The following is a 17,119-nucleotide window of genomic DNA, read 5'->3' as shown; positions in this document are numbered from 1 at the left end:
TGCTCGAGGCGCAGGGCCGGCAACTCCGGGACGATCCGCTCCGCCGACCCGTCGACCAGCATCTGCACCAACGGCCCCACCGGATCGTCGGTCATGAGCGCCGCCGTCAGCCGTTCGCGCATCGCCGTCACGCCGGCATCGGCGGCTAGGCCCGGGGTCGCCATGCCCTCAGTCTGCCGTCCGGCGGCGCCCGCGACGCCTGCCGGCGGTCGGAACCGCTGCGCCCATTGGGAACCGCTGCGCCCATTGGGAGCGGCATCGGCCGGAGCGGCGCGTCGGGGCGCGCCGGCGATCAGCGCCAGGTGGTGGCTCTCCCATTCGGCGCGGCATCGGCCGGAGCAGCGCGTCGGGGCACGCCGGCCGCCCTGTGGCCCTGATCGAGGGAGCTTCGGGGCAGCGCGTCAGGGCGCCCCGCTACCCTTGGCGGCGGTGAAGGCGGTCGTGTTCGAACGCAAGGAGGCCCGCTACGCGGCGACCGTGCTGGCGACGCGCCTCACCGAGACGGCCGCGCCCCGGCTCGCCCCGCTGCGCCTCGCCGACATCGATCCGCCGGCGGTGCCCGGCGCCGGCTGGCACACCGTCCGGCCCCGCCTGTCGGGAATCTGCGGCAGCGACCTGGCCCTGTTGAAAGGTCGCACCTCCCGCTACTTCGAGGCTCTGGCGTCGATGCCGTTCGTGCTGGGCCACGAGGTGGTGGGCGACCTCGACGACGGGCGCCGCGTGGTGCTCGACGCCGTGCTGGGCCACGCGGCACGGGGCGAGCCGCCGCCGCACGCCGGCGCCGCCCCCGCCGACGGCAACGATTACGGCCACCTCGTCTCCGGCCCCCTCGGTGCGGGGCTGCAGACCGGGTCGTGCAAGCGGACCGGGGGCGGGTGGTCGACGGCACTCGTGGCGCACGACAGCCAACTGCACGAGGTGCCCGAGGACCTCGGCGACGAGGCCGCGGTCATGGTGGAGCCCGCCGCCAGCGCCATCCACGCGGCACTGCGCGCCGAGGTGGCCGCCGGCGACACCGTCGCGGTGATCGGCGGCGGGCCTATCGGCCTCTGCGTGATCGCCGCGCTGCGGGCCGGCTCGGCCGCCGAGCGCATCATCGCCGCGGTCAAGTACGACGAGCAGCAGTGCCTCGCCACCCGCCTGGGCGCCGACCTGGTGGTGAAGCCCGGCGAGATCCGCCGTGCCGTGCGGCGAGTGGTGGGCTGCGGCATGACCGGCGACGTGCTGAGCGGCGGCGCCGATGTGACCATCGACGCCGTCGGCAGCCCCGGCTCGCTGGCCGACGCCGTGGCGGTCACCCGGCCGCGCGGGTCGGTCGTGCTGTGCGGCATGCCCGGACCGGGACGCATCGACCTGGCCCCGGTCTGGCACCGCGAGACAACGCTGCTGGGGGCCTACACCTACGGCACCGAGCAGCTCGCCGACGGCACTTCGGCGCACACCTTCGACATGGCGTTCGAACTGGTGCGCTCAGAGCAGTTGGAGGAGTTGGTCTCGGCCACCTACCGCCTGGAGGACTACGCGGCGGCGCTGCGCCACGCCGACCAGGCCGGGCGGCGCGGCGCCATCAAGATCGCCTTCGACCTGCGCCACGAGCGCCGCTGAGCGCCCGCCGGCTGGATTCCGGCTGCCGCCGCCGGAACGACATTCGAAGAAGCGGCCGCGGTGATCCTCGGCGGTCGCCGGCCGGCTACTTCTGTTCCTTGAACTCCACGTGGCGGCGCACGACGGGGTCGTACTTCTTCAGCGTGATGCGGTCGCGCTGGTTGATCCGGTTCTTGGTGGTCACGTAGGTGTAGCCGGTGCCCGCGGTGGACACCAGCTTGATGATGGGCCGCTTGTCGCTTCCCGCAGGCATCAGATCTTCACCCCCCGGCGTCGCATGTCGGCCAGCACCTTCTCGATGCCGTGGCGGTTGATGGTCTTCATGCCCTTGGCGCTGACCCGCAGGGTGACCCACCGCTTCTCGCTGGGGACCCAGTAGCGGTGGCGCTGCACGTTGACGTTCCAGCGCCGGCGGGTCTTGCGGTGCGAGTGCGACACGTTGTTGCCGAACGACGGCTTGCGCCCGGTGACCTGGCAGACACGAGACATAGACCGCGAAGTCTACCGACCCGCTTCTGGCGCCACACCGCGACAACCGGGCGCGACAGCCGCTGCGGCGGGCCGCGAGGCCCGGCGAGGGCGGCGCAGAGTCGATATCAGGCGGCTGCGCGGACGGACGTGGAACAGCAACGGGCGCGAGGCGGCACCGGAGCGGCAGTAACGTTGCCGGTGCCATCGCCGGCCGCAGCGGCCGGGAGGCGACTCCAGGAGGAAACCGTGGCCGAGCCCGAGCACATCCGCTTCTACTTCGATCCCGTTTGACCGTGGTGCTACCAGACCTTCCGCTGGGTCCGGCGGCTCATCGAGCTGGACACCGTGGAGGTCGAGTGGGGCGTGTTCTCACTTGCGATCATCAACTTCGAGGGGCCCATCGAGGAGTTCGACCACGACAGGGGCCGCGGCGTCAGGGCGCTGCGCACCGCCATCGCCGTGCGCGACCGCTTCGGCAACGAGGCCATGGCCGACTATTACGGCGCCATCGGCAACCGCATCTTCGACGGCCTGCAGGACCACGGCGACGACGCCACCATCACCGGCGCCCTGCGTGACGCCGGCCTCGACGAGGGCGTGCTGGCGGACGCCACCGCCGACCCGGAGACCTGGGAGAAGCTGCTCGCCGAGCACACCCGGCTGACCAGCAGCACCCGCAGCTTCGGCGTGCCGACCATCCAGGTCGACGGCCCCGACGGTCCGGCCACTTTCGGGCCGGTCATCTCCAACCCGCCCGACAACGACACCGACGCCGTGGCCCTCTGGCACCACGCCGCCTGGCTCACCCGCTACGAGAACTTCAGCGAACTCAAGCGCGACCGCACCGTCGACCCCGACCTGGAGATGTGGCGCGCCCGGGAGTAACGCGCCGCAAGCCAAGTCCCGCCGGAGGCTTCTGCGCGGGCCGGCCCTCTGTCACCTGAGGCCGGAGCCCTCTACCTCCCCACCAACTTCCGCAGCGGAATCGGCACCACTCTGGGGACGGCGGCCCGGTAGTCGCTGTAGCCGGGATACTTCCCGCTCGATATCTCCTCCGTGAGCCGTATGGACCCCTGGAAGAGCGCGATCAGCAGCAGGCAGCCGAGGCCCGTCCAGTGCGCCAGCCGGCCCGACGCGGAGACGGCGAAGAGGTAGAAGACCAGCCACATCCCCATCTCGCAGAAGTAGTTCGGATGGCGGCTGAACCGAAACAGACCGCTGTCCATGAACGGCTTCTCCACCTCGAGTCCGCCATCCCGCAGCCGCTGCTTGTTCCTCTGGAAGCGCCACATCTGGGCGTCGGCGACGCTCTCACCGGCGAGCAGCACGAGGAACGCCACGATCGCCAGGTAATCGAGCCATCCCAGCGCCTGGTCGGAATGGACCCACGCCTGGTGGATCGGGGCGGTGAACAGCAGGATGATGGCCATCTGGCCGGGGCAGATGAACGTGACGTTCAGCAACTGGAACTGGAACTTGCTGAGCTTGCCCCGCATGTAGGCCCACCGGTAGTCCTCGCCGCCGGGCCGGTACCCGCCCTTCACGGCGAAGTTGGCCGTCAACCGCACCGACCACATCAGGACCAGCACCGTCATGACGGTGACCCGGGCGGACCGGAAACCCGAGTCGACGGCCACGATCAGGCAGTAAGCCGACGGAGCCAGCGACCACACCCGGTCCACCCAGGAGAACTCCCCCGTCAGCAGTGAGAGCACCCAGCAGGCCACAGCGATGGCGACGCACACGATCAGGGCGGTCCCGAACGGCGTATCCATGAGGGGATAATCTTCCCGACCCAACGGCACCGTGTTCGCCAGAATCAGTACGGTCCCGTACGGGGTGCCCACCAGAGCCTCAGGGACCACTCGGCGTTCTCCTCGATCTCACGCAGGCGACGTTAGTGCGACCACGAGTCGGGCAGCGGCGCCCACGGCAGGATTCGAACCTGCGAAACACCTCGGTGCGTTTGCTGTAGCAATCTGCTACGGTAGCGAGTCGGAGGTTGGGAATGGCAGCGAGCATCCCCGTCCGCATCGACAACGACATCTACGCCTCGGCCAAGGCGGCTGCCCCATCCATGGACCGCAGCGCCGCCCAGCAGGTATCGCACTGGGCTCGAATCGGGCGCGAGTTGGAGAAGTCACGGAGCATCACCCACAACGAGATTGCGGCGGTCCTGGGCGGCGACTCCCATTACGACGACCTCGACGCCCGCTCTCAAGCGGTCGTGCGAGCCGCGTGGGCCGACCAGATGCAGCAACGGCGCGAGGCGCTGAACATCGAAGCAGAGTTCGTCGCCGAGGGGCGCCCCTATGCCGAGTTGGACGAAAGCGAGCAGATCGTCGTACGCGCGCCCAACGAGACGACGGCGGAGTCCACAGGCTGACCGGGTGCCCGGCCAGCCTGTCCTGATCGTGGTGGCCGGCCCGAACGGCGCCGGCAAGACCACCTTCGCAGAGCGCGTCGCTTCCGAGACCGGACTCGAGTTCGTGAACGCCGACGTGATCGCCGCCGAGCGTTGGCCCGGCGACGAGGCGGACCGCGCCTACGAAGCCGCCGCGGTCGCCGCAGCGCGGCGTGCCGAGTTGATCGCCACTTCTCGATCGTTCGCGACAGAGACGGTGTTCTCTCATCGGTCGAAGGTGGACTTGGTCCGAGCCGCCGTGTCAGGTGGCTATCTGGTTCACCTGCACGCCGTCATGGTCCCCGAGGACCTAGCCGTCGCCCGGGTCGGCATCCGTGCCCGGCTCGGTGGACACGACGTCCCGGCAGAGAGGATTCGAGCCAGATACCGGCGCCTGTGGGCGCTCGTGGCCGAGGCGGCGGGCCTATGCGCGGAGGCTCGCTTCTACGACAACTCGTCGGCCCGCCACCCGTTCCGACCGGTGGCCGAGTTCGACTCGGGGATGCCGGTACGACACCCCGACTGGCCCGACTGGGCACCGCCCGAACTTCTTGCCCTCACGCGCTGAGGCAGGCCCACGAGATCGGCCATACGCCAGCCCGGGCGCCCACGGCAGGATTCGAACCTGCGACCTTGGACTTAGGAGGTCCCTGCTCTGTCCGACTGAGCTACGTGGGCAGGCCGGCGGCGCGCCGGGGGACCCGAACGCCGGTCCGGTGCGCCCCGATGGTAGCCAGGGCGGACCGGACCCGGCGGACCGCCCTCCAGGAGTGTGCTGTGTAATCCACGGGCAACGCCGGTCGGGTGGCGGTGGATTACTCAGCAGGCCAATAGGGGTACCTGCATTTGCGGCCAACATCCGATGGCGCGGCGGCTTCGTCCCCCGAGACCCCCCCTCGTCGCCGACGAGGCACTTGTAGTCTGCCGGCGGTGGATCCGTCAGTTCCCGACTGCTGGTGGGAGCCGTTCAGGCAGATCGGCGGGGCACGCATCACTTATGTCGACCTCGCGCCTCACGAGGCTCGCGAGGCGGCGGCGTCCGCACGGCTGGACGAGGCCGAGCGGTCTCGCCGGGACAGGTTCCAGCACACGCAGGCGCGTCGCCGCTTCGTGCTGTGCCGTGCTGCGCTCCGATCGCTGTTGTGCGCACAACTGGGCTGCCCCAACGACAGTCTCTCGTTCGGCATCGCCGAGGGCGGCAAGCCGTTCGCAATCGTCGACGGCCGGCCGGTTCCCGTCGGCTTCAACGTCAGCCACAGCGGGCGGCACGGATTGATCGCGCTGGCGGCCGCCGGGCGAGTCGGCGTGGACGTGGAGGAGTACGCCCCCCGCCGTGACCTGGGTCGACTGATCGCTGCCGTGTTCGGCCCGGACGAGCAGGCCGACCTGGCCGCGGTCTCCGGCGGCGACAGGGTGCGCCTGTTCTTCCGCCTCTGGACTCTCAAGGAAGCCGCGGCCAAGGCACTCGGCACGGGACTGTCCTTCGACGTGTCGCGCTTCGAGATCCCCGCGGCGATCCGCTCGGGAGCCCACAACAGCCTAGTCCGGATCCCCCAGGTTCCCGATCCGGAGTGGCGGCTCACCGACATCGGCGGGGAGCGATTCGCGGCAGCAGTCGCACAGGAGTCCGACGAGACGAGCGCCTGACGACCGAGTCGTCGCGTGCCGCCTCGTCCGGCACGCATCGGCGCGGCCGAGGGCCGGTGTCAGGCCCCGAGACAGCCGGCGTCCAGAAATGTCCGGGCAACCGCCAAACACCCGAACCTCGGACGATTAGACTCCACGAGGTTCTTGCCAGCAACTCCAGCAAAGGGGATCAGCCATGTCATCCACCGAGGAACGGATCCGCGCCCTTGTCGACGCCAACCTGGACATTGAGGGCCGAACGGCAGGCCAACCGTTGACGATGGACCTCAGCATCGTCGACGCCGGCGTCAGCTCCACCGACGTGGTGGCTTTCTGGAAGGTCGTGTGCGAGGAGTTCGGCGTCGACATCTCCGCCGAGGAGTTCGCCGAACTGCTCACGCCGGGCGACCTGATCGCCCACCTCGACGCTCGCGCCGGCTGAGCCGCCGGGAGCGGTGCTCCCTACAACCTGAGTCGCGGCACACAGCCGCCGGCCCAGGGCGATCTTGGGCACGACTCCCCCGGCACGGGGTTCGACTCCCCCGGAACGGGGTTCGACTCCCCCGGAACGGGGCGGGCGGTGACAGCCGGCCCTGCCGCGCGCCCGGTCACCGCCGCGGAGATCGCGGCCTTCCACCGCGACGGCGCGGTGCTGCTGCGGGGTGTGCTCCCCCAGGAGTGGCTGGACCTGGTCGCCGACGGCCTCGAGGAGTGCTTCGCCGAGCGCGACCACCACTCCAGCGAGGTGGTGGCACGAGGTGCGACCGTGCGGGCCGACCAACTGCTGGCGGCGCGATCCGCCGGCCTTCGCCGGTTCGCCGACGAGTCGCCCGTCGGCGGCTTGATCGGCTCGGTGCTGGCCGCCCCGGTGCGCTTCTACATGGACCAGATGTTCTTCCGGCGTGCCGGCCCCATGGCGGCGACCCCGTGGCACCAGGACATCAGCTACCACAACGTGGAGGGGGAGGATCTGGTGCGCGCCTGGGTGTCACCCGACCCCGTGCCGCGCAGCGCCAGCCTGGAGGTGGTCCGCGGATCGCACCGCTGGGGTGTCACGTTCCGCCCGATGGTGGGCCGAGACCCCGACATGTCCGAGGAGGAGAACGCGCTGCGGATGGCCATCGCCCGCAAGCGCGGCGTCTACGAGAAGGGCGGCGAGGGCTTCGCCTACCGCCGGACCGTGATGGACAAGTCGCTGCCGCCGGTGCCCGACGTGCCCCGCCACCGCGACTCCTTCGACATCATGGGATGGGACTACGAGCCGGGCGACGTCATCCTGTTCTGCGGGAACCTGCTCCACGGCGCACCGGAGGGCGTGACCCTCGAGCGCGACCGGCGGGCCTACGCCGCTCTGTTCGCCGGCCCGCGGACGCGCTACGTCCAGCGCCTCGGGCAGTCGGTCCCCGATCCGCCCGGTCTGGCGGCGTACGAACCCCGGACGGGCCAGAGGCTCGAGTCGTTCGGCGACATGTTCCCGCTGGTGTGGTCTCCGGGAGACTGGGACTGACGCGACGAGCGGGCTACCCGGCGTCGGTGGCCCGTTGCTTGGGCGGTTCGACCCAATAGCGGCGGCGCTGGAAGGGGTAGCCCGCCGGCGACGCGCCGACGGGAGTGCGCATCGGGCGACCCTCGACGACGGCGTGCGCGTTGGCGCCGGAGATGCCGAAGACGTTGATCGCGGCCATCGCCGGGCGGTCGGGCCGCAGCGGCCAAGGCACCGACTCCGCCGCGATCCGCAGCGGCAGCCGCGGCCAGTCGATCTCCGGACTCGGGTGACGGAAATGGAGATGCCGCGGGATCACGCCCCCGTTCATGGACAGCACGACCTTGATCAGGCCCGCAATCCCCGCCGCGGACTCCAAGTGGCCGATGTTCGTCTTCACAGACCCGACCAGCAGGGGCCGGGTGGGATCACGCTGGGGACCGTAGACGTTCGCCACCGCCTGCAGCTCGATCTCGTCGGCCATCGGCGTCGCCGCCCCGTGCGCCTCCAGGTAGTCCACGTCCCCGGCCGCCACGCCGGCCTGCGCCAGCGCCTCACGCATGACCCGCTCCTGGGCGCGCCCGCTCGGGACGGTGAGCCCCAATCCCGCCCCGCTCTGGCTCACCGCGGTGCCGCGGATCACCGCCCAGATCCGGTCGCCCGCAGCCTCGGCCTCCTCGAGGCGCTTGAGCACGATCACGCCGCAACCCTCGCCCCGCACGTAACCGTCGGCCGAGGCGTCGAACGCCGCGCACCGTCCGCTGCGCGCCAGCATCCCCAGCTCGTCCAAATAGCGAGCCACCGCGGGGTTCAGCACGACGTTCACCCCGCCGACCAGGGCGAGGTCCACCTCGTTGCGCTGCAGCGCGATCACGGCCTGGTGCACGACGACGAGCGACGAGGCGCAGGCCAGATCGATCGGCACGGCCGGTCCCTCGAGGCCGAGCGCGAAGGCGACCCGCCCGACCGCCACGCTTCCGGCGGTGGCCAGGAAGTTGTCGTCCCGGCCGGCGACGGCGACCACGTGACGGTACTCGCTGCCGCCGATGCCGGCGTACACGCCGGTGCGGCTGCCCTTCAGCGAGCCCGGATCGACGCCCGCATCCTGAACGGCGTGCCAACTCGTCTCCAGCAGCAGCCGCTGCTGGGGATCCATCGCCTTGGCCTCGATGGGCGCGATCCGGAAGAACTTGGCGTCGAACCGGTCGATTCCCTCCACGAAGGCGCCGACCCGCTCGATGGCGCTCTCGTTGGCCGGGTCCCCGGCGACGCCGGTCCACGGGCCCGCATCCCGGCGACCGTCGGTCACGGCGTCCTCGCCCGCCTCCAGTCGGCGCCAGAAGTCCGCCAGGTCATCCGCCCCCGGGAATCTGCAGGCCATGCCGACGATGGCGATGGCGCCCTCGCCGGTCGGCGCCGGTGCTCGCGAGCGCGGCACGGCGACGAGCGACTCCTCCCCGGCGACTCCGGTCAGGCCGGTCGGCGCCGGCGCCCGCGGCGCCGCCGGGACCGGCGCCGGCTCGGATCCGCCGGCGCCGCCGAGTTCGGTCGCCAGATGGCCGGCGAGGCCCGCCACGCTGGGATAGTCGAACACGACGGTGTTGGGGGCGACGTACTTGCCGGCGAGCGCCCGGTTCACGCGGTTGCGCAGCTCCACCGCCATCAGCGAGTCCATCCCCAGATCGGAGAACTCCACGTTGGGCGCCGGGGCGGTCGGCAGGCGCATGACCGCCTGGAGCTCGCGCTGCAGGAACGACACCAGCATCTGGGTGCGCTCGGCCGGAGCAGCGTCACCGATCCCGGCGAGAAGATCCGCCGGTGCCTGCTGCGCGGCATCCGCGCCGTCGCCGGGCGCCTCCAGCAGATCCTCCAGCAGCGGGGAGTGCTGCTCGTGGTTCTCCGAGAAGACCTGCCAGTCGACTGCCGCGACCACGCCGGCGGCGAGATCCTGGCGCATGAGGTCCTCGAGCGACCGGAGGCCCTGGGAAGGCGCGATCCAGCCGGTGCCCTGCGCCTCCAGCTGGCGCGCGATCCGCTCGCGCTGCTCCTCGGCCTCGCCGAGCCCCGACCAGGCTCCCCAGGCGATGCTCTGGCCGGGGAGCCCCAGGGCGCGCCGGTGGGCCGCCAGCTGGTCCAAGAAGGCGTTGGCCGCGGCGTGGTTCGCCTGGCCGGCGTTGCCGAGCACGCCCGCCACGCTGGAGAACAGCACGAACAGGTCGAGGTCGCGGTCGGCGGTGGCTCGGTGCAGGTGCCAGGCGCCGAGCATCTTGGGCCACAGCACGTCGGCGAACTTCTCCCAGGTCTGGTTGCCGAGCGCGCCGTCCGACAGCACGCCGACGCTACAGATGACGCCCCCGAGCGGCGGCAGCGTGGCCTCGATCCGCGCCAGCATGGCGTCCAGCGCCGCGGCGTCGGTCACGTCGGCCAGCTCCACGGCGACCGTGGCCCCCCGTTCCCGCAGCGCCTCGATCGCCTCGGCGGCCACCGGGTCGGGATCGCGGCGCCCGTTCAGCACGATCGCCCCGGCGCCGCGCTCGGCCAGCCAGGAGGCCAGCACGCAGCCGATGCCGCCGAGGCCTCCGGTGACCAGGTAGGTGCGGTCCCCGCGCAGGCGCCCCGTCTCGAGCGGCGATGCCGCCAGCACGATCTTGCCGATGTGCCGCGCCGCCCGCATGAACTTGATCGCCCCCTCGGCCTCGGCCGGCGACCACCTGGTGTGCCTAAGCGGCGTCACCTGCCCGGCGGCGAGCAGTTCCATCACGCGCCGCAGGGCGTCGCCCGCCACCTCGGGGTGCTGCTCCTTGAGGACGTCCAACTCGAGGATCGAGTAGGCCACGTCGGGCCGGGCCGCCGCCATCTCCTCGGGGGTCAGGATGCCGACCCGGGCCAGCTCCACGAAGCGACCGCCGTGCGCCAGGCAAGCCAGGCCGGCGTCGATGAACCCCTCGCCGGTGAGGCTGTTCAGCACCACGTCGACGCCCTCGCCGCCGGTGGCTTCGAGGATCTGCTCGCCGAAGGCGGTGCTGCGGCTATCGAAGACGTGCTCGACGCCGAGAGAGCGCAGGTACCCCTGCTTCGGAGCGCTGGCCGTGGCGAAGACCTCCGCGCCGGCCGCCTGCGCCAGCTGCACGGCCGCCAGCCCGACGCCGCCCGCGCCGGCGTGGATCAGCACGCGCTCGCCGACTCGCAGGCGCGACAGGTCGTAGGACAGCTGGGCCGACGTGAAGGCCGTCGGGATCGTGGCCAGAGCGGCCACCGGTACGCCCTCCGGCACCCGGGCGACCATATCGACGTGCGTGATCACCTCGGAGGCGAAGGTGCCGAAGGCCAGACCCACGACCAGGTCGCCGACCGAGACCACCGACACCTCCGAGCCGACCTCGAGCACCCGCCCGCAGAACTCGCCGCCCAGCAGCCCCTCGTCGATCACGGCGAGGGCGCGGAACATGTCCCAGAAGTTCAGCCCGGTGGCCTCGATCGCCGCCCGCACCTCGTTCGCCTCCAGCGACCGCTCCGGCAGGCGCACGACGTGCAGGTTCTCGAGCGCGCCGCCCTCGTCGGGCTCCAGCAGCCAGCCCGACTCCTCGGGAAGGCTCAGCCGGCCAGGCTCCGTGCCCGCCCGCACCAGCCGGGCCGCCCGGCGGCGCCCCAGCCGGTAGGCGACGTGCGTCTCGGCGTCGGGATGCAGCAGCTCGTCGGCCAGTTCACCGGCGGGCACCCCCGCGGCAGGGTCGAGGTCGATCATCCTGGGCTGCAGGTGCGCCGCCTCCTGCGCCACCACCTTGCCGAGGCCCCACAGGGTGGCACCGGTGAGCTGACCCGTCGGCTCCTTCTCCAGCACCTGGGCGCCCCGGGTCACGAACCACACACCGTTGCCGGGTGTGGCGTCGACATCGGCGAGGCCCTGCAGCAGCGCCAGCGCGCTCGCGGCGGCGTGCCGGGTGTCATCGGCCAGTTCGTCGGTGGTGGCGCCGGGGCCGTGGCCGTCGGTCCCCATCAGGTGTACGACGCCGCAGAGCGGGACATCGCCGGGAAGCGCCTCCAGCAGCGCCCGCCACGAGTCACGCTTCTCTGGCTCCACCTCCTGCCGACTGAGAGCAGCGGATAGGCTCTGACCAGGTGCTTTGCAGTCGACTACAGCAGCGCGAATCGTGTCGCCGGAGCCTAGATTCCGGCCTTCGCCGGAATGACGGGAGAATTCCTCAGTCGGCGGTGGCCGCCTGTCCGCACCTGGGACGGCACCGGCGAGATCACCGCCACCCTCGGAGAATTCCTCAGTCGGCGGTGGCCGCCTGTCCGCAAGTGCTCTGACACCGGATTTGCCCGGCGCGGCACTGCCCGCCGAACCCGCACGGGCCAGCACGACGGTCTGGTTGCGGGCTGACAGCTCCGCCGCCAGGCCGTCCGCCACGCCGCTGCGGTCCGCCGCCAGCACCCAGAGCCCCGCCGGCTCGGTCACCTCGGCCGGCCCGGCGGCGATGATGACGCCGCGGTCGGGTGTCGCCGTCGCATCGGAGGTCTCCAGACCCAGGACCTCGGCCCCCTCGAAGCCGGCGTCGGCGAGCGCCCGGCGCCACACCGCCGGGCCGGCCAGGGCGTGATGCGGGCGGTAGTCGTCGGCGAACCGCCACCAGCCGTCGAGCTGGCCGAACGTGAGGTCCAGCCAGCCCTGCCCGCGCAGGTTCTCCAGCGCCACCAACCGGCCCGACGGCGCCAGCACCGCCCGGCAGTGCGCCAGGGTCTCGGGCAATAGGCGCGTGGCGTGCAGCACGTTGGAGGCGATCACCAAGTCGTAGCCGTGGGGGTCGAAACCCTGTTCGACCGGGTCGACCTCAATGTCCAGCACCCGGTAGTCGATCCCCGCCTCGGCGCCGCCGAACTGTGCCTCGGCCTCGGCGAAGAAGCCCGCCGAGATGTCGGTGTAGACGTAGTCGAACCGGCCCTCGGGCAACTCCGGCAGGACGGCGGCGGTCGCCGATCCCGTGCCGGCCCCGACCTCCAGCACGCGCAGCCGCCGCCCGTCGGGCAGGGCGCTGAGGAGTCTCGCCACGGCGTCGCGGAGCATCCGGTTGGCGGCGCGGGCCACCGGCGCCTTGCGGTACAGGTCGGCCGCGGTAGGCTCCCCGCTGCTGAACAGCAGGGTCAGCGGGTCGGCGCGCCCCGCCAGCACGTCGGCCAGCGCGCCCGCCGAGCGCCGGAACAACCCCACCTCGTTCGAGCCGTGCGGGTACTGGGCGGCCATCCGGTCCGCGAACTCCTCGGGGTCGGCCGGCAGCTCGGCGGGGAGCGGCTCATCCGCGCCGACCACTGCCCCGAAGCCGTCGCCCCGGGCCTCCAGCACCCCCGCGGCGGCCAGCAGCTCGAACATCCGCCTGAAGAGCTTGTGATGCTCGTCAGCAACGCCGAGCCGCTGTCGCAGCGGTTCGGGGTCCAGCGTTTCGCCCGCTCGCCGCTTCCAGCCCATCCCCTCGAGGGTCGTCAGCGCGTACGACCAGGCCAGCCGCTCCAGGTCGCCGAGCAGCGCGGCCCGCCCGGCGGCGTCGACACCCTCGGCCGCCAGGTAGGCCGAGAACGGATCCGAAGTGGCTGCCACGGCCGCAGTACTGGGCAGGAAGTCGGCGGGGAGCGTCGCCTCCGCCAGCGGGCGATCCCGCCAGACGACCTCGTACAGGAGGTCCTTGGTGCCCTCGGTCGCCGAGAGCAGCGCCGCCCGCGTCGCCCGCTTGACCGTGTAGCCGCTGAGACCGCCGATCTGGACGCCATCGGGAGTGAAGATCCGGAGGTCCCCGCTGATGACCTCCAGCGGCCCGTCGCCCGAGGTCGCCGCTCCGGAGGGCGGCCTGAGACGGGCGTGGCAGAACACCCGCTCCCCCAGCGCCTCGGCCAGCCAGAAGCGGTCGCAGCCGAACACCAGGTAGGCCCCGTCGTCCTCGAGGCCGGACCGCTTGCGCGCCGTGGCCACCACCTGGAGGCAGCCGTCGAGGAGAACCGGATGCACCGCCGCGGCACGACGGTCCACCGACTCCGGGAGCACGACCTCGCCGGCGGCCTCGCCGTCGCCGGACCACAACGCCCGCAAGGTGCGGAACCGCGGGCCCAGGCGGACGCCCTCGTCGGCCTTGGAGCGGTAGAAGGCGGAGACGTCCTCCGGGGTGAGACCGGCGATGAGGACCTCCGGGTCGATCCGGGCGCGCTCCGGCGGAGCCGCTTCGACGCCCACCCGGCCCTCGGCGTGGAGCGTCCAGGATTCCTCGCCCGCTCCCCGGCTGAAGACTTCGAAGTGGCTGCGCGGCGTGGCTCCGGCGTCCTCCAGGAGGAGCTGGAGGTCTCTGGCCGGCTGCGCCCGACCGTCCTCCCGGTCATCGTCGGGGAGGACCAGCGGGCTGCGCAGCTGCAGGTCCTCGACGACGATCGACCCGCCGCCTTCGGGCCAGACGGCCGAGGCCGCCATGGCGCCGAAGAGTGCGCCCGGCGCCAGCACGCGGCCGAACACCCGGTGGTCGTCCAGCCAGGGCGGATCCGAGGTAGCGATCTCGCCGACGAACAGCGTCTCGCCCCGCGGCGACTCGTGGCGGGCCCCCAGCAGCGGGTGGTCGCCGGCGGACCGGCGCCGGCGCGGGCCGGTCACCCAGTGGCGGCGGTGCTCGAAGGGGTAGCCGGGCAGGGCGATGCGGCGCCGGGACTCACCGGCGAACAGGCCTTCGAAGGCCACCGCCGCTCCGGCCTCGTAGAGGCGGGCGACCGCCTCGACGAAGCCGCTGCCCGTCGCCGGATCGACCGGCTTCCCGCCGGGCGGTCTCTGCAGGCTCGCCACCGAGAGCGGTTGGGTGGGCGCCCCGTCCGGCCAGCACATGAGGACCATCGGCCCCAAGACGGCGTGCGGGCCGATCTCCACCACGACCTCGGTGCCTTGATCGGCCAGGGTCTCGATCGAATCGCGGAACGCCACCGGCGCCCGTGCCTGCCTGCGCCAGTAGGAACCGTCGAGCGGCGCGTCGGGATCGGTCAGGCGGCCCGTCATACTGCTCACCAGCCCACACGACGGTGGCGCCGTGGCAAGGGTGGCTACGACCGCCTCCAGGTCGTCCAGCGCCGGCTCCACCAAGGCGCTGTGGTAGGCGGGGCACGGTGGCAGCACGGTGGCCCACAGCCCGTCGGACTCGAAGCGGTCCACGAGGGCACGGACCGACGTGGCGGGGCCGCTGATGACCTGCTGGGCGCCGTTGTCGGCGGCGACGCTGACGCCCGGTCCGCCGGCCGCCGCGTTCTGCTCCGCCACCGCGGCCGCGACGCGCTCGGCGGGCGCGTACACCGCGGCCATCGCCCCGCCGGAGCCCAGCGCACCCATGAGTTCACCGCGCGCCGCCGCGAACCCGAGCCCGTCGCTGAGCGTGAAGACGCCGGCGGCCTGTGCTGCGGCGATCTCGCCGAGGCTGTGCCCCAGGACCACATCGGGGCGGACCCCCAGGCTCGCCCACAGCGCCGTCAGCGCGCACTCCAGCGCGTAGATCGCCGGCTGCGTCCAGGCGGCATCGTCCAGGTCCCCCGCCGCCGAGCGCCCGAACATAACGTCGAGCAACGAGACGCCGCGCCGGTCGCGTATCTCCCGGTCGCAGCGGTCCAGGACCGCCCGCACGACGGGCTCGCAGCGGTACAGCGCCTCGCCCATGCCGACCCACTGGCTGGCCTGGCCGGTGTAGACGAACGCCAGCTTGCGCCCCGCCCGGGCCGTCCCTACCGCCACACCGTCGTCGATCTGCGACGCAGCCAGACTCTCGAGCGCTGAGCGCAGAGACGGCGCATCCGTGAACGTCACCCCGGCACGGTGGGGCAGATGACTGCGGCCAGCACCCGCCGTCCACGCCATGTCGGCCAGAGTCCCGCCGTCGACGGGACCGTCCGACCCCGACGCTGCGGCATGCTCGTCCAACCAGGCCACGTAGCGCCCCGCGAGGTCGCGGAGCGCCCCGGGGGTCCGACCCGAGAGGGGCAGCAGGCGCTCGGTCCGCGCCGCGCAGGTGGCGAAATCCGGGGCTCCGCCAGCCGGTGCCGGCCCGTCGCCGACGGCCTCGGGCACCTGCACGGCGACAGGGCGCGGCGGGCCGGCGGGCCAACCGGCACCGTTCGCGGCGGGCGCTCCACGGCCCTCGACCACGACGTGGGCGTTCGTGCCCGACCAACCGAACCCGCTGACACCCGCCAAGGGCGGTCGGTCACCGGCACGCGGCCACGCCGTCGCCTCCGACGTGACCCGCAGCGGCAACCTCTCCCAGTCGATCTCCGGGGAGGGCGTCTCGAAGTTGAGGTGCCGCGGGATCACTCCCCGGTGCATCGCCAGGGCGACCTTGATGAGGCCGGCGACCCCCGCAGCCGCCTCCAGATGACCCATGTTCGTCTTGACCGAGCCGATCAGCAGCGGCCGCTCGGGGGCACGACTCGGCCCGAAGACGTTCGCCACCGCCCGCAACTCGATGGGGTCGCCGACCGGCGTTCCCGTGCCGTGGGCCTCCAGGTAGTCGACCTGTGCCGCCGTGGCGGACGCCCGGCGCAGCGCCTCGGCGGTGACTTGCTCCTGCGCCGCCCCGTTCGGCACGGTGAGCCCGGCGCTGGCCCCGTCCTGGTTCAGCGCCGAACCCCGGATCACGCCCCAGATCCGGTCGCCGTCGGACTCGGCATCCTCCAGCCGCTTGAGGACCAGGATCCCGCAGCCCTCGCCCCGGACGTAGCCGTCGGCGGCCGCGTCGAACGTGGCACAGCGGCCGTTGGGCGACAGCATCCCGGCCACGGCGCGCATCTCGAAGAGGCGCCCCGAGAGGATGGCGTGCACCCCTCCGGCCAGCGCCAGGTCGGCCTCGCCCCCCCGCAGGCCCACCACCGCCTGGTGCACCGCCACGAGCGACGACGAGCAGGCCGTGTCCAGGGCGATCGCCGGTCCCTGCAGGCCGAGCGCGTAGGCGACCCGCCCGATGGCCGTGTTGAACGACGTGCCGGTCACCGAGTAGAGGCCGGCCGCCGGGTCGGAGACGTCGGCGGCCTCGGTGACGAGCCCCCGGTACTCGTTGTTGCTGATGCCGGCGTAGACGCCGGTGCGCGTGCCCGCCAGCCGGTCCGGATCGATCCCCGCGTCCTCCAGGGCGCGCCAGCTCGTCTCCAGCATCAGCCGCTGCTGCGGGTCCAGCAGGTCCGCCTCCACCGGCGAGATCCGGAAGAACGCTGCGTCGAATTGGTCGATGCCGTCGAGGAAGGCGCCGAACCGGCAGGCCGGGCTCTCGACGGCGTCGCCGAACAGCTCCCCCACGCGCCCCGCACCGGAACCCGGAACACCCTCGGTGACGGCGTTGCGCCCTTCCTCCAGCAAGCGCCAGAACGCCTCGAGGCCATCCGCGCCGGGGAACCTGCAGGCCATGCCGACGATCGCGACCGGCTGCTCGGAGGGGCGCCCCTGGCGGCTCCGGGCCGCGGGCTCGGCGGCCGGGGGCTTCTCACCCGCGCCGCAGCCGACCGGATCATTCATTTCGATGTCCCTGCAA

Annotated in this window: 10 protein-coding genes, 1 tRNA gene and 1 pseudogene; 7 read left to right on the top strand and 5 right to left on the bottom strand. The window is 72.3% G+C overall.

Translation table 11 applies throughout. From position 1 onward, the window contains the following. The first annotated feature begins 429 nt into the window (after positions 1–429). Positions 430–1,605: a zinc-binding dehydrogenase gene (locus tag OXG55_12850; GenBank protein ID MCY4104125.1), complete on the top strand. Its 1,176-nt coding sequence runs from the start codon at positions 430–432 to the stop codon at positions 1,603–1,605. Between the two features lie 85 nt (positions 1,606–1,690). Here OXG55_12850 and rpmG read toward each other — a convergent pair whose 3' ends face one another. Further along, positions 1,691–1,858 carry a 50S ribosomal protein L33 gene (gene rpmG / locus OXG55_12845; protein ID MCY4104124.1) on the bottom strand — a complete coding sequence of 56 codons (168 nt, stop codon included), beginning with the start codon at positions 1,856–1,858 and terminating at the stop codon, positions 1,691–1,693. Then, positions 1,858–2,094 (bottom strand): 50S ribosomal protein L28, encoded by a 237-nt coding sequence (gene rpmB / locus OXG55_12840; protein MCY4104123.1) that lies wholly within the window; start codon positions 2,092–2,094, stop codon positions 1,858–1,860. The genes rpmG and rpmB overlap by 1 nt, the downstream gene beginning before the upstream one ends. A gap of 288 nt (positions 2,095–2,382) precedes the next feature. Between rpmB and OXG55_12835 the strand changes: the two are divergent. After that, positions 2,383–2,961 (top strand): annotated as a pseudogene (locus OXG55_12835) (DsbA family protein). A gap of 71 nt (positions 2,962–3,032) precedes the next feature. Here the strand turns inward: OXG55_12835 and OXG55_12830 are convergent. After that, positions 3,033–3,941, bottom strand: coding sequence for a DUF1295 domain-containing protein (locus OXG55_12830; GenBank protein MCY4104122.1), 909 nt, complete (start codon positions 3,939–3,941; stop codon positions 3,033–3,035). Between the two features lie 143 nt (positions 3,942–4,084). Here OXG55_12830 and OXG55_12825 point away from each other — a divergent pair, with 143 nt between their 5' ends. Together OXG55_12825 and OXG55_12820 are read left to right on the top strand one after the other, a co-directional pair. Next, entirely contained in the window at positions 4,085–4,462 is a 378-nt protein-coding gene (locus OXG55_12825; GenBank protein ID MCY4104121.1) for a hypothetical protein, read from the top strand. A gap of 4 nt (positions 4,463–4,466) precedes the next feature. After that, positions 4,467–5,048: an AAA family ATPase gene (locus OXG55_12820; GenBank protein MCY4104120.1), complete on the top strand. Its 582-nt coding sequence runs from the start codon at positions 4,467–4,469 to the stop codon at positions 5,046–5,048. A 36-nt stretch (positions 5,049–5,084) separates the two neighbouring features. Here the strand turns inward: OXG55_12820 and OXG55_12815 are convergent. Continuing rightward, positions 5,085–5,158: transfer RNA gene (locus tag OXG55_12815), tRNA-Arg, on the bottom strand. Between the two features lie 252 nt (positions 5,159–5,410). On the opposite strand from OXG55_12815, the gene OXG55_12810 reads away from it, so the two are divergent. From OXG55_12810 to OXG55_12800, 3 genes are all read left to right on the top strand, one after another. Continuing rightward, the gene (locus OXG55_12810; GenBank protein MCY4104119.1) at positions 5,411–6,127 is read left to right on the top strand and encodes a 4'-phosphopantetheinyl transferase superfamily protein; all 717 of its coding nucleotides are present in this window, start codon (positions 5,411–5,413) and stop codon (positions 6,125–6,127) included. A 175-nt stretch (positions 6,128–6,302) separates the two neighbouring features. After that, positions 6,303–6,548 carry an acyl carrier protein gene (locus tag OXG55_12805; GenBank protein ID MCY4104118.1) on the top strand — a complete coding sequence of 82 codons (246 nt, stop codon included), beginning with the start codon at positions 6,303–6,305 and terminating at the stop codon, positions 6,546–6,548. A 138-nt stretch (positions 6,549–6,686) separates the two neighbouring features. Further along, positions 6,687–7,613, top strand: a complete 927-nt coding sequence (locus OXG55_12800) for a phytanoyl-CoA dioxygenase family protein (GenBank protein ID MCY4104117.1) — start codon at positions 6,687–6,689, stop codon at positions 7,611–7,613. Between the two features lie 13 nt (positions 7,614–7,626). Here the strand turns inward: OXG55_12800 and OXG55_12795 are convergent, their stop codons facing one another. Next, positions 7,627–17,103 carry an SDR family NAD(P)-dependent oxidoreductase gene (locus OXG55_12795; GenBank protein MCY4104116.1) on the bottom strand — a complete coding sequence of 3,159 codons (9,477 nt, stop codon included), beginning with the start codon at positions 17,101–17,103 and terminating at the stop codon, positions 7,627–7,629. Positions 17,104–17,119 lie beyond the last annotated feature (16 nt).

It is taken from the genome of bacterium (assembly GCA_026708055.1).
Lineage (GTDB): Bacteria > Actinomycetota > Acidimicrobiia > Acidimicrobiales > CATQHL01 > VXNF01.
Note: the sequence above shows the minus strand (reverse complement) of the source record. Positions and strands in the feature narration are given on the sequence as shown.

What these genes read in the sequence shown, in the direction of transcription:
- rpmB (MCY4104123.1), bottom strand. Translation starts at nt 2,094, where the DNA reads ATGTCTCGTGTCTGCCAGGTCACCGGGCGCAAGCCGTCGTTCGGCAAC.
- rpmG (MCY4104124.1), bottom strand. Translation starts at nt 1,858, where the DNA reads ATGCCTGCGGGAAGCGACAAGCGGCCCATCATCAAGCTGGTGTCCACC.
- OXG55_12795 (MCY4104116.1), bottom strand. Translation starts at nt 17,103, where the DNA reads ATGAATGATCCGGTCGGCTGCGGCGCGGGTGAGAAGCCCCCGGCCGCC.
- OXG55_12825 (MCY4104121.1), top strand. Translation starts at nt 4,085, where the DNA reads ATGGCAGCGAGCATCCCCGTCCGCATCGACAACGACATCTACGCCTCG.
- OXG55_12805 (MCY4104118.1), top strand. Translation starts at nt 6,303, where the DNA reads ATGTCATCCACCGAGGAACGGATCCGCGCCCTTGTCGACGCCAACCTG.